This is a genomic window from Bradyrhizobium sp. 21 (assembly GCF_023073335.1).
In the GTDB taxonomy this organism is placed as follows: domain Bacteria; phylum Pseudomonadota; class Alphaproteobacteria; order Rhizobiales; family Xanthobacteraceae; genus Bradyrhizobium.
On record NZ_JADPJG010000035.1, the window covers coordinates 295,177 to 307,842 of the forward strand.

Consider the following 12,666-nt stretch of genomic DNA (forward strand, 5'->3'; position numbering starts at 1 on the left):
GGGGAGAGGCTCACACCACGTCCAGCGGCTTGCCGCGCACGTTCGGGCCGAACAGCGCCATGGCGATCACCACGATCAGCATCGCCGCGGTGATCAGGCCGAACACGCCGGTGACGCCGGCTTCCTTCAGCATGTAGGCGACGATGAAGCCCGAGAACGTCGCGCTCAGCCGGCTCATCGAATAGACGAGGCCGGAGGCGCGCGCCCGGATCTGGGTCGGAAACACTTCGGTCTGGTAGGCGTGGTAAGCATAGGACATCGTGGTGTTGCAGGCGGTCAGCAGCACACCGCAGATGATCAGCAGCACAGGCTCGGTCAGCTGCGCGAACGCCATGCCGAAGACGATGATGGCGACGCACGCACCGGCAATGATCCATCGCCGTTCGAACTTGTCGGCGAAGCTCGATGCCAGTAGCGGCGCGATCGGATAGGCGAAGGCGACGATGAAGGCATATTGCAGGCTCTTGGTGACGTTGATGCCCTTCTCGACCAGCAGCGTCGGCACCCAATTGGCGAAGCCGTAGAAGCCGAAGGCCTGGCAGAGGTTGAACACCATGAAGAGGATGACGAGAGAGAGATAAGGCGGGCGGAACAGATCGGCGAAGCCGACGTTCGTGGCCGAGTGCGTCACCGTCCGCGCGGATGACGGCACAGGGCGCATCGCGGCAGTGTTGCCGCCGGCGGCTTCCAGTGCGGCCAGGATGCGATAGGCCTCCGCGCTGCGGCCATGGCGGGCCAGCCAGAGCGGGCTTTCGGGCAGAAACAGCCGCAGCACCCAGACGATCATGCTCGCGGCAGCCCCGATCAGCACCACCCAGCGCCAGCCGTCGACGCCGAAAGGCGAAAGCGGCACCAGCCACCAGGCGAGCGCGGCGACGACGGGCACCGCGATGAACATGATCGACTGATTCACCGCGAAAGCGCGGCCGCGCATCCGGCTCGGCACGAGTTCGGTGATGTAGGCATCGATGGTGATGACCTCGACGCCGATGCCAATGCCGGCGAGGAAGCGCCAGAACAACAGGCCTTCCGAAGAGGTCTGGCAGGCCATGATCACCGAGGCCGTGGTGTAGCCGAGCAACGCATAGGTGAAGATCGCGCGCCGCCCAAAACGGTCGGCGAGGAAGCCGAGGAAGAAGGTGCCGACGAACAGGCCGGCAAAAGTCGCAGCGACGAAGGCGCCGATGCCTGAGAAGCCAAAGAAGGCGTGCGTCGTCGTGGTCAGGAGCCCGCTGCGGTTCAGGCCCGGCGCGATGTAGCCGGTGAGGAACAGATCGTAGATCTCGAAGCAGCCGCCGAGCGAGAGCAGGATGACCAGGCGCCAGACATAGGATGTCCCTGGCATGGCCTCGAGCCTCCGCGAGATGTCATCCGGTGCTGCGGATGCGGTGCCGAGTTCGATGCCCGTGTCGATGCCGACGACGCTCATGAGTTCCTCCCCGTGACGCGCACGCTTCTGGCGGCGCTGGTCCCGGCGGCTTTCTTGCAGAAGCGCATCCGGGTCGGGGGCATGTTGGCCGCTGCCAGCCAGAAATCCAGACGAACATATCGAAGGAAGCGTTCGAGAAACGCGAACTCGCCGCTCTAATCCACCAGCGTCGCCTGCCAGCCGCCGCTGCGCACCTGCTCGGCGATCAATGCCAGCATCAGTCGGCGCATCTCTTCCATGGCATAGGTCATCGGACGGTTGCGCAGGCGGCAGAGATAGAGCGTACGGGTCAGCTTCGGCTCGATCACCTCGCGTGCGACCAGGCGGCCAGCCGCCAGCTCTTCCCGCGCGAACAGTTTTGTCGCGATGGTGCAGCCCAGTCCCTCCACCAGCGCGCCGGTCATGCCTGTGATCGAGTTGGCGTGCAGGATGGCGCTGCTTTCCAGCCGCTTGAGCAGGACCGGATCGTCCAGTAGCGCGCGCGAGGACAGACCGAGGCCGTAGCGGAGCAGGATCAGCGGCAACCGGTTCAGCTCCTCGAAGCGGATCGGGGCCTTGCCCTTGCCGACCAGCTTTGGAATGCCGACGCAGAACATTTCCTCTTCCAGGACGGCTTCCGTGATCAGCTCCTTCTCCGACGGCGGATTGTAGACCAGCGCCAGATCGACGTTGGACACCATGAGATGCATCAGCGTCGCGCCGGACAGGCTTTCGGTGAGCGACAGTTTGAGCTTGGGATATTTGGTGAGCACCGTGCGCATCAGCTCGACGCCGATCGCCTTGACGCCGGAATTCGCCATGCCGATGGAGATGTCGCCGGCAATGACGCGGGCACCCTCGCGGACCTCGGTCTCGGCTTCCGCCATCGCGCGCAGGATGATGCGGGCATGCTCGTACAGCCGTTCGCCGGCAGCGGTCGGTTCCATGCCACGCGACTTGCGCTCGAACAGCGGCGTTGCAAACTCGGCTTCGAGATTCGAGATGTGGTGGCTCAGCGCGGACTGCGCGACGTTGACCTGGTCGGCCGCGCGCGACAGGTTCCGCTGTTCGTAGACGGCGATGAAATAGCGGAGCTGGCGTAGGTCCATGGCGCCCAAGCGTTCTAGAACGGTGAATACTCTCTTCGAGAGATTATATTTTTCAGAAGGCTTGTGAAGGCCTAGGCTGGCCAGAAGCCGGCAATGAACAGGGACGCGCGCATGACGAATGAAGAACGGGCGGCCGGATTGCCGCTTGCAGGCGTGCGCGTCGTCGAGATGACCCACATGGTCATGGGCCCGACCTGCGGCATGATCCTCGCGCAGCTCGGCGCCGACGTGATCAAGGTCGAGCCGCCCGCGGGCGACAAGACCCGCAGCCTGGGGGGCATGGGCACCGCCTTCTTCCCGTTGTTCAACCGCGGCAAGCGCAGCGTGGTGCTGGATTTCGAGAAGCCGGACGATCGCGACACCATGCACCGGCTGCTCGCGACCGCCGACGTATTCCTGGAGAATTTTCGCGACGGTCAGCTCGAGAAGCAGGGGCTTGGCGCGGACGAATTGCGCCGCCTTCATCCGGAGCTGATCATCGCCGGCCACAAGGGTTTCCTCTCCGGTCCCTACGAGCACCGCCCCGCGCTCGACGAGGTCGTGCAGATGATGGCGGGCCTTGCCGCCATGACCGGCACCAGCGAAAAGCCGCAGCGCGTCGGCTCGTCCGCCAACGACATCATGGGCGGCATGTTCGGCGTGATCGCGATCCTCGCGGCGCTCTATCAGAAGCGCGCAGGAAAACGCGACGGAAAACGCGACGGCGCCGACATCCGCATCGGCCTGTTCGAGAACTGCCTGTTCCTGGTCGCGCAGCACATGGTCGAATATGAGATGACCGGCAACAAGCCGCGCTCTATGCCGGAGCGCGAGCATGCCTGGCCGATCTACGACATCTTCGAGACCGCCAGCGGCGAGCGCATCTTCATCGGCGTCGTCACCGAGGGCCATTGGCAGAGCTTCTGCCGCGAGTTCGGTCTGGGTGAATTCCTCGATGATCCCACCTTGCGCACCACGACCGATCGCATCCTGGCACGCGGGCGGATCATTCCGCGCGCCGTTGAGGTGATCAGGCAGTGGGACGCGGCAAAATTGTCGCAGAAGCTCGATGCACTCAACATCTGCTTCTCGCCGATCAACCGGCCCGAGGATCTTTTCGCCGATCCGCATGTGCTGCGGCCGGGCGGGCTCGTCAACAATTTCACCGCCGACGGCAAGCCGTTCCGGGTGCCGGCGCTGCCAATCGAGTGGAATGGCAGCAATATCGGCGAAGGCCTGAAGGTCGCGCCGCTCGGCGCCGACACCGCGGCCGTTCGCGTCGAGATCGACAATCAAGACGTCACGTCAAAAACAACAGGGAGGCGCGCATGAGCCGGATTTTGGAGATCTACCCCGCGGAGCGCGTCAGCCTGCGCGAGGTCGGCTTGCGCGACGGGCTCCAGCTCGTGAAGAAAATTCCGTCGACCGACGCCAAGCAGCGCTGGGTGGGCGAGGAATATGCCGCCGGCGTGCGGCATTTCGAGGTCGGCTCGTTCCTGCCGGCAAAGACCTTTCCGCAATTCGTCGATGTCCGCGACGTCGTCGCGACCGTTGCTTCCTTGCCAGGCGCGCACGGCATCGCGCTTGCGCTGAACGAGCGCGGCGTCAATGAGGCCCTCGAATCCGGCGTCGGCGAGATCGCTTCGGTGGTTTCGGCGACGGAAGAGCATAGCCAGGCCAATGCGCACCGCTCGCGCGACTCCGCGATCGCCAATCTGAAACGGCTGTGCGAGATGCGCGATGCGAGCCCGCACAAGCCGCTGGTGAACGCGGCGATCTCGATGGCGCTGGGCTGCTCGATCACCGGCGCGGTCGATCCGGCAGAGGTGCTCCGTCTCGTCGACAAATGCCTGGAGGCCGGCGTTGATTTCGTCGCGATCGCAGACACTGTCGGTTATGCCGGGCCGAAGCAGGTGGCGGAGCTGACGCGCGCCGCGGTGAAGCTCGCAGGGTCAAAGCCGATCTGCATCCATCTCCACGACACCCGCGGCATGGGTATCGCGAACGCGGCTGCGGCGTTGGATGAAGGCGCGCGGATCCTCGACGGCTCGCTCGGTGGCCTCGGCGGCTGCCCCTTCGCTCCCGGCGCAACCGGCAATGTCGTGTTCGAGGATCTGGTCTTCCTGTGCGAGAGCAAGGGCTTTGCGACGGGCATCGATCTGGAGAAGCTGATCGCGGTGCGCAGAATCCTGCGCGAGGAGATGCCGAACGAAGCGCTCTACGGCGGTGTCGCACGGGCGGGGCTGCCGAGTGGGAGCGCGGCGAAGGCGGCGTGAGATTTTCTTCGCCTCTCCCCGCAAGCGGGGAGAGGGAGAAGAATCAATCATGCCTGTGCGCCTGTTTCCGCTTCGCCTGCTTCCCCGCACCCGTCGGGATCATCACCACGCGGCCGTAGCGCACGCCACGTTCGGCGATGATGTGGTCGGCGAAATGCCTGACTTCGCCGGCGTCGCCGCGCAGTGCCGTCATCTCCATGCAATTGTTGTTGTCGAGATGGACATGCAGCGTCGCCAGCGCGAGGTCGTGGTGGCCGTGGAATTCCTGCACCAGGCGCTTTGAGAGATCGCGGGCGGCGTGGTCGTAGACATAGACGAGGCCGGCGACGCAGGGGCCGGTCTGCGCGGTGTCCTCGCTGCTCTGCTGCAGGCCGGCGCGGGCGAGATCACGGATGATCTCGGAGCGGTTCTGGTAGCCGCGCGCTTCGGCCGCCGCGTCGATCTCCGCCAGCAGATCGTCCTCGATCGTGATCGTAATTCGCTGCATCACAATGCTCCCTCGCGCGCTTGATACCGTTCTACACGGTTTCCGCGGTGCTCACAGTCGCGTCGCGCGAAGCCGCAGCGCATTTCCAACGACGCTCACCGACGACAGCGCCATCGCCGCCGCGGCGATGATCGGTGACAGCAGCACGCCGAACGTCGGATAGAGGATGCCGGCCGCGATCGGAATGCCTGCGGCGTTGTAGATGAAGGCAAAGAACAGGTTTTGCCGGATGTTGCTCATGGTCGCCTGCGACAGCTTTCGCGCGCGCACGATGCCGGTGAGATCGCCCTTGAGCAGGGTGATTCCGGCGCTCTCCATCGCCACATCCGTGCCGGTGCCCATGGCGATGCCGACTTCGGCCGCCGCGAGCGCCGGCGCGTCGTTGACGCCATCGCCGGCCATCGCGACGCTGCGGCCGGCCTTTTGCAGCTTCGTCACCACCGCGCTCTTCTGATCCGGCAGCACTTCGGCCTCGACCTCGGCGATGCCGAGCCGGCGTGCGACGGCTTCGGCCGTAGTGCGGTTGTCGCCGGTCAGCATGATCACCTTGATGCCTTCGGCCGCCAGCGCCTTCAGCGCCTCCGGGGTCGAGGCCTTGACCGGATCGGCGATCGCGAACAGGCCGGCAAGCCGGCCGTCGACGGCCATGTTGATCACGGTCGCGCCGTCGCCGCGCAGCCGCTCGGCCTCCGTATCGAGCGCTTTGGTGTCGATGCCGATCGACGTCAGATATCTTGCATTGCCGAGCACGATGGTTTTGCCGTCGACCTTGCCGGTCGCGCCCTTGCCGGTCGGCGAATCGAATTGCTCGACCTGGCCCAGCGCGAGCTGCTTTTCCTTCGCCGCGCGCATGATCGCGTCTGCCAGGGGATGCTCGCTGGCGCGCTCGACACTGGCCGCCATGCGCAGGATGTCGTCTTCCGCAAAGCCGGCCGCCGGAACGATCGCAACCACCTTCGGCTTGCCCTCGGTCAGCGTACCGGTCTTGTCGACCACGAGTGTGTCGATCTTCTCCATACGCTCCAGCGCCTCGGCGTTCTTGATCAGCACGCCCGCTTGCGCGCCGCGGCCGACGCCGACCATGATCGACATCGGGGTCGCCAGGCCGAGCGCACAGGGGCAGGCGATGATCAGCACGCTGACCGCGGCGACGAGCCCGAAGGCCAGCCGCGGCTCCGGCCCGAACCAGGCCCAGCCCGCGAACGCGATGATGGCAAAGGCAATCACCGTCGGCACGAACCAGCCCGCGACCTGGTCGGCGAGGCGCTGGATCGGCGCGCGCGAGCGTTGCGCGTCCGCGACCATCTGCACGATCTGCGCCAGCAGCGTCTCGCGCCCGACCTTGTCCGCGCGCATGATGAAGCTGCCCGACTGGTTGAGCGTGCCGGCGATCACTTTTGCGCCGCTCTCCTTGGTCACCGGCATGGATTCGCCTGTCACCAGCGATTCGTCGAGCGCGGAGCGGCCTTCCAGAATGACACCGTCGACGGGCACTTTTTCGCCCGGGCGCACGCGCAAGCGGTCTCCGGCATGAAGCGCGTCGATCTCGACCTCGTGCTCGCCGCCGTCAGCATCGACGCGGCGCGCGGTCTTCGGCGCGAGCTGCAGCAGCGCCTTGATCGCACCCGACGTCGCATCGCGGGCGCGCAGCTCCAGCACCTGCCCGAGCAGCACCAGCACGGTGATGACGGCCGCGGCCTCGAAATAGACCGCGACCGCGCCTTCATGGCCGCGGAAGGTGGCCGGGAAGATCTGCGGCGCGATGGTGCCGATGATGCTGTAGACATAGGCGACGCCGGTGCCCATCGCGATCAGCGTGAACATGTTGAGGTTGCGCGTCAGCATCGACTGCCAGCCGCGCACGAAGAAGGGCCAGCCGGCCCACAGCACCACGGGCGTGGCGAAGACGAGCTGGATCCAGTTCGACAGCGTCGCATCGATCCAGTTGTGCGGGCCCGCGAGATGGCCGCCCATCTCCAGCACCACCGCCGGCAGCGCCAGCGCACCGCCAATCCAGAATCGCCGCGTCATGTCGGCGAGCTCCGGATTGGGCCCCGTCTCCAGGCTCGCGACCTCCGGCTCCAGCGCCATGCCGCAGATCGGGCAGGTCCCGGGTCCGACCTTCCGGATCTCCGGATGCATCGGGCAGGTGTAGATCGTGCCCGCGGGCATCTCGGGGTCGCTCTCTTTTTCCTTCGCGAGATATTTTGCGGGATCGGCGGCGAATTTGGTGCGGCAACCGGCCGAGCAGAAGTGGAAGGTTTTGCCATGATGGTCGAACCGGTGCTTCGAGGTCACGGGATCGACCGTCATGCCGCAGACGGGATCGACGACTTTTGTCGCGGCGTCGCCATGGTCGTGCGTGTGATCGCCGTGTCCGCCGCAGCAAGAGGAGGTCGCGGGTTTGGCGGCCGGCGGAGCCTTGCTGGAACAGCCGCATCCGGAATGCGTTTCCGCGTTGTGATGATGCTCGTGATCCGCGTCGTTCATTGCCATGCTCCGGCCTTGCAACTTATACCCTGGGGGGGTATATAGTCGACATGCGCAAGGACATCAAGGCATCCGTCGGAAAACGTCTCGGCCGGATCGAGGGGCAGGTTCGCGGCCTCTCGAAAATGGTCGAGGATGACCGCTACTGCATCGACATCGTGACGCAGATCTCGGCGGTGCGCGCGGCGCTGCGCCGGGTCGAGGAAGAGGTTTTGAAAGACCACGTCGCCCATTGCGTCGAGCATGCGATCGCGAGCGGCGACAAGGCCGATCAGCGCGAGAAGATCGCGGAGCTGATGGCGGTGATCGGTCGGTCGGAGCGGTAGGTTTTTCCTGTCATTGCGATGACGGTGGAGATGGACGCGCGCGCGCTATCTCCTCCAGCGTCGTCCTGGCGAAAGCCAGGACCCATACCGCGGAATCTATCGAGTGCGTCCGGTCATCGTACCGAACGACGAATCTTCGTCAAACTGCTCCCTGGGGTAATGGGTCCTGGCTTTCGCCAGGACGACGTTGGGCAATTTACGCCGCGATCTCGCTCGCGTGTTCGTATCCCCGTGCGCGGTACCTCGCGAGCTCGTTCAGCAGCACAAAATGCTCGGAGAAGGCGACGCTCATCTCCGCAGCCGCCTTACGCATCACTTGCCCAGCCGGAATTTGATCCGGCGCCTCTTCGTCAGCCGCTTCAGGAACGAGCGGCGGCGCACTGAGCGTTTCTGGAAACACCCCGAATGAGCCTGCTACCTCCTCGAGCGGCTTCTGCTTGTCGGCCCAGTGCAGCGCGGTGTAGTCGAAACCGTGCACGATGGTGGGTTTGACGACTTCGAAATAGGGCGAGATGTCGAAGTCGCGGGGCATGTAGAGCGAGGAATCGCGGATGTGCAGGATCTCGCGGCGGGCAGCACGGCTGCCGGCCTTGGTGATCTTGGGCAGGATCGGATAGCGCACGGCGTCGAACGCCTGCGCGATCAGCGCCGAGCAGATGATCTTGGTCGGATCGCCAGAGCCGATCGAGATCATGCGGCGCCGCCAGCGCTGCGGGATCGGCAGCGGGAACAGGAAGCGCATCAGGTCGACGATGTTCTTGGTGTCGTAGCCGAAGCCGATGCGGTTGATCGCATAGCGGCAGACCGTGGTGCGGTCCTCATAGGACAGCCCGACCGGGCGGCAGACCCGGGTGTGATAGGGGAAATATTTCGACAGCGGCGCGGAGGTGACGCCTTCACCGATATTGGCCTCGATCAGCACGTGGGGCTCGCCGTCGGGCTCCTCGGCACCCTCGATCGGGCCGACATAGAGCGCGGCATGCGACCAGGTCGACTGCGTCAGATATTTGATGATGCCGGAAATGCGGTTGTTGCCCTCGACCAGCAGCACGTCGCCGGGTTCGATGACGCCGCGCAGGTGCTCCGGGTCGCTCGGCGTGAATGGCTCGTAGCCCGGCACCTCCTTCGAGAGGTACGCGGCAATAAGCTTGCCGGCTGAGTCCAGGACCGTCCCCATGTCAAACTCTCCCCACGGCCTTTTCCGGCCGCCTTTTTCTCTTCTCTATCATGGTCGAAACGTCTTGCAATTCGGTTCATAGCTCCGTGAGGTCAAGCACGATTGATTCACCATGATGGTTGCCGTGCAACATCGGATGCGGCAAGGTTCGCTGGCTGTTCCCGTTCGCCGCAAGTCTCCGGAAACCATGACATGACAATCACGCGCCGCAGCTTCCTATCGGCGTCGGCGGCCCTTGCCGCGATGCCGGTCCTGCGCGCGACCGCCGCGCCCCTGCCGCGCGAGGCTGACATTGTCGTGATCGGCGCGGGCGCTGCCGGAATTGCCGCGGCGCGGCGCATCATGGCGGCCAATCGCAAGGTCGTGGTGGTGGAGGCGGCGTCGCAGATCGGCGGGCGCTGCATCACCGACACCACGACCTTCGACACGCCGTTCGATCGCGGCGCGCGCTGGATGCACAATCCCGACACCAATCCGATGATCCGGCTGGCGCGCAGCGCGGGGCTCGACGTGCTGCCGGCGCCATCGGGACAGAAGATGCGCATCGGGCGCCGCAACGCGCGTGCGGGCGAGACCGAGGAATTCCTTGCGGCGCTGGTGCGCGCCAACCGCACCATCGACGAGGCCGCGCGCGGCAAGCTCGATACCGCCTGTGCCTCTGTGCTGCCGAAGGACCTCGGCGACTGGGCCGGCGCGGCCGAGTTTATGCTCGGCGCCAGCTTCGCCGGCAAGGATCTGAAGGAGCTTTCTGCGATCGACAAGGCCCGCGCGCAGGATCGCAACGCCGCGATCGCCTGCCGCCAGGGCTTGGGGACTCTGATCAGCAAGCTCGGCGAGCAGGCGCCGGTGGCGCTGGCGACGCCGGCGAGCCGCATCGTCTGGAGCAATCGCGACGTCAGCGTGGAGACGCAAGCCGGCAAGATCGCCGCACGCGCGGCCATCATCACGGTCTCGACCAATGTGCTGACATCAGGCGCGATCAAGTTCGGGCCTGACATTCCAAAGCGCACGCTCGATGCCGCCTCGAAGCTCACGCTCGGCAGCTATGATCACATCGTGCTGCAATTGCCGGGTAACCCGTTGGGCCTGTCGCGCGACGACATCCTGATCGAGCAGAGCAATTCGACGCGCACGGCGCTGATGTTCGCCAATATCGGCGGATCCTCGCTGTGCTCGATCGATGTCGGCGGCTCGTTCGGCCGCGATCTCTCCGAGCAGGGCGAGAAGGCGATGACCGCCTTCGCCAGGGAATGGATCACAAAACTGTTCGGCAGCGAGGTGGCCGCGGCCGTGCAGAAAGTCAGCGCGACGCGCTGGAACGCCTCGCCTTTCGTGATGGGGGCGATGTCGGCGGCCTCGCCCGGCGGGCAACTCTCGCGAAAGATTCTGGCCGAGCCGATCGGCAACATGTTCCTCGCCGGCGAAGCCACGCACGAGACGCTCTGGGGCACGGTCGACGGCGCCTGGGAAAGCGGTGAGCGCGCAGCGGATGCGGCCCTGCGCAAGATCGGCGCGTTGAAGGATGAACCCGCCGATGTCCCGACGCAGTCGACGAAGAAGCGCAGGGCGCCGCGGCAGTAGGGTAATTGATTCAGTCGTCGTCCTGGACAAGCGCAGCGCAGATCCAGGACCCATTACCCCAGGAAGTAGTCTGGCGAAGACCTAGGGTTATGAGCTTCGCGCTATAAACGCTGACCGGGGTAATGGGTCCTGGCTTTCGCCAGGACGACAATGGATAGCTTAGCGCAAAATCCCATCCAGCGCCGGCAGCCCCGCGATCACCGCCACCGCGATCAGCGCGTAGCAGATGCTTCGGAACATTTGCTCGCTGGCGCGGCCGAACAGCGATGCACCGAACGCGACGCCGATGGCATAGACCGGGCCGACGATCAGCGAGAGCACCAGCGACTCGCGTGAGATCAGGCCGGTCGTCGCATAGCTGACCATCGAGAAGAAATCCGACGCGCCGAAGAACAGCAGGATGTTGGCGCGCGCGACGACCGATGCGATCGGTCGGCCGAGCCAATAGCCGACGATCGGCGGGCCGCCGGTCTGTGCAAGGCCGCTGCAGAAGCCGGAGAGACCGCCGATGCCGACCGAGAGCCAGGCGTGGTCCTTGCCGCGATAGCGCCAGCCCGACAGCAGCAGAAGCAGCAGCGCGGCGACGAAGCAGGAGATGATCCAGCGCGTGGTGACGGGCTCGAGCACGCTGAGGAAATAGGTGCCGACGGGTACGCCGACCAGCGCGCCCAGCACGATCACCGCGGTGGCCTTGCGGTCGGCCTTGCGCCAGGCGTCGGGCAGCAGCGGCGCGGCCGCGACGAAATCGATCACGAGGAGCAGGGCGGCAACGAGACGCGGCGCCGCGATGCTGCTCGCCAGCGGCATGAAGATCAGCGCCGAGCCGAAGCCGGAGAAGCCGCGCGCGGTGCCGGAAACGAAAGCGACGGCGCAGAGCGCCATCGCAATGGTGAGGCTGACGTCCTTGGGGAGGAAGTCCGTAAAACTCATCCGCGCAGCGTGCCGCCGGTCTTCTTCGTCACCTCCGCCACGATCTTCGCGGCGACAGCCTCGATCTCCTGGTCGGTCAGGGTCTTTTCGCGCGGCTGGATCGTCACCGCGATGCCGATCGACTTCTTGCCGTCGTCGATACCCTTGCCTTCGTAGACGTCGAACACGTTGACGGCGGTGATCAGCTTCCTGTCGACGCCTTGCGCCGCGCGCACGATGTCGCCGGCCTTCACGGTGCGGTCGACTATGAAGGCGAAGTCACGCGTAACAGGCTGGAAGGCCGACAGTTCGATGACGGGCTTGGCACGGGTCGGCTTCTTCTTCGCCTCGGGGACGCGGTCCAGGATCACCTCGAACACCATCAGCGGGCCGTCGGCGCCGAGCGCCTCGAGCGCGCGCGGATGCATCTCGCCGAAATGGCCGAGCACGTTCTGCGGCCCGATCTGGATGGTGCCTGAGCGCCCGGGATGCAGCCAGGACAGGCCGCCCGCGACGATCTGAAGTGCCTGCATCGGTGCGCCGGCCGCGGCCAGCACCGCCAACGCATCGGCCTTGGCGTCGAACACATCGGCTTGCGCCGAGCCCGTCCAGTGCCGGCCGAGACCTTCCGAGGAGGCAAAGCCGCGGCGGACGCCGCCGGCCGCCAAGAACTGGTCCTCCGGACGATCGCCTTTGAACACCTGGCCGACCTCGAACAGCGCGACATCGCCGAAGCCGCGATCGGCATTGGCCTGCGCCGCCGCGATCAGGCCCGCCAACAGGGTCGGGCGCATGTCGGAGAGGTCTGCCGCGATCGGGTTGGCCACTTCGAGCTCACGCTGGCCGCCGCCGAACAGTTTTGCCGCGGACTTGGTGATGAAGGACCACGTCACCGCTTCGATGATGCCGCGGCCCGCCAGCGCG

10 protein-coding genes and 1 pseudogene are annotated in these 12,666 nt (G+C 65.5%); 4 read left to right on the plus strand and 7 right to left on the minus strand.

Annotated features, from left to right (window positions below):
* Window positions 1-10 precede the first annotated feature (10 nt).
* Complete coding sequence (locus IVB31_RS30070; protein ID WP_247331386.1) at window positions 11-1,429, minus strand: MFS transporter; 1,419 nt, start codon at window positions 1,427-1,429, stop codon at window positions 11-13.
* A gap of 155 nt (window positions 1,430-1,584) precedes the next feature.
* Complete coding sequence (locus IVB31_RS30075; RefSeq protein ID WP_247331389.1) at window positions 1,585-2,517, minus strand: LysR family transcriptional regulator; 933 nt, start codon at window positions 2,515-2,517, stop codon at window positions 1,585-1,587.
* A 111-nt stretch (window positions 2,518-2,628) separates the two neighbouring features.
* Here IVB31_RS30075 and IVB31_RS30080 point away from each other — a divergent pair, with 111 nt between their 5' ends.
* Both IVB31_RS30080 and IVB31_RS30085 read left to right on the plus strand, forming a co-directional pair.
* Window positions 2,629-3,828 carry a CoA transferase gene (locus tag IVB31_RS30080; protein WP_247331391.1) on the plus strand — a complete coding sequence of 400 codons (1,200 nt, stop codon included), beginning with the start codon at window positions 2,629-2,631 and terminating at the stop codon, window positions 3,826-3,828.
* Window positions 3,825-4,772, plus strand: coding sequence for a hydroxymethylglutaryl-CoA lyase (locus tag IVB31_RS30085; RefSeq protein ID WP_247331392.1), 948 nt, complete (start codon window positions 3,825-3,827; stop codon window positions 4,770-4,772). Before IVB31_RS30080 ends, IVB31_RS30085 begins: the two co-directional genes overlap by 4 nt.
* A 43-nt stretch (window positions 4,773-4,815) precedes the next feature.
* On the opposite strand, the gene nikR is transcribed toward IVB31_RS30085, so the two are convergent.
* A complete protein-coding gene (gene nikR / locus IVB31_RS30090) occupies window positions 4,816-5,259 on the minus strand; it encodes a nickel-responsive transcriptional regulator NikR (RefSeq protein WP_247331395.1) in 444 nt (147 codons plus the stop codon).
* 51 nt (window positions 5,260-5,310) lie between these two features.
* Window positions 5,311-7,749, minus strand: coding sequence for a heavy metal translocating P-type ATPase (locus tag IVB31_RS30095; RefSeq protein ID WP_247331397.1), 2,439 nt, complete (start codon window positions 7,747-7,749; stop codon window positions 5,311-5,313).
* 50 nt (window positions 7,750-7,799) lie between these two features.
* On the opposite strand from IVB31_RS30095, the gene IVB31_RS30100 reads away from it, so the two are divergent.
* A complete protein-coding gene (locus IVB31_RS30100) occupies window positions 7,800-8,075 on the plus strand; it encodes a metal-sensitive transcriptional regulator (protein WP_247331399.1) in 276 nt (91 codons plus the stop codon).
* A 196-nt stretch (window positions 8,076-8,271) separates the two neighbouring features.
* On the opposite strand, the gene IVB31_RS30105 is transcribed toward IVB31_RS30100, so the two are convergent.
* Window positions 8,272-9,252 (minus strand): YiiX/YebB-like N1pC/P60 family cysteine hydrolase, encoded by a 981-nt coding sequence (locus IVB31_RS30105; RefSeq protein ID WP_247331401.1) that lies wholly within the window; start codon window positions 9,250-9,252, stop codon window positions 8,272-8,274.
* 192 nt (window positions 9,253-9,444) lie between these two features.
* Here IVB31_RS30105 and IVB31_RS30110 point away from each other — a divergent pair, with 192 nt between their 5' ends.
* Window positions 9,445-10,833, plus strand: a complete 1,389-nt coding sequence (locus IVB31_RS30110; RefSeq protein WP_247331404.1) for an FAD-dependent oxidoreductase — start codon at window positions 9,445-9,447, stop codon at window positions 10,831-10,833.
* A 159-nt stretch (window positions 10,834-10,992) separates the two neighbouring features.
* Here IVB31_RS30110 and IVB31_RS30115 read toward each other — a convergent pair whose 3' ends face one another.
* On the minus strand, window positions 10,993-11,763 hold the full coding sequence (locus IVB31_RS30115) for a sulfite exporter TauE/SafE family protein (protein WP_247331406.1): 771 nt from the start codon (window positions 11,761-11,763) through the stop codon (window positions 10,993-10,995).
* Window positions 11,760-12,666: pseudogene (locus IVB31_RS30120) on the minus strand (phenylalanine--tRNA ligase subunit beta); the annotation flags it as partial. The gene IVB31_RS30115 and the pseudogene IVB31_RS30120, both read right to left, overlap by 4 nt.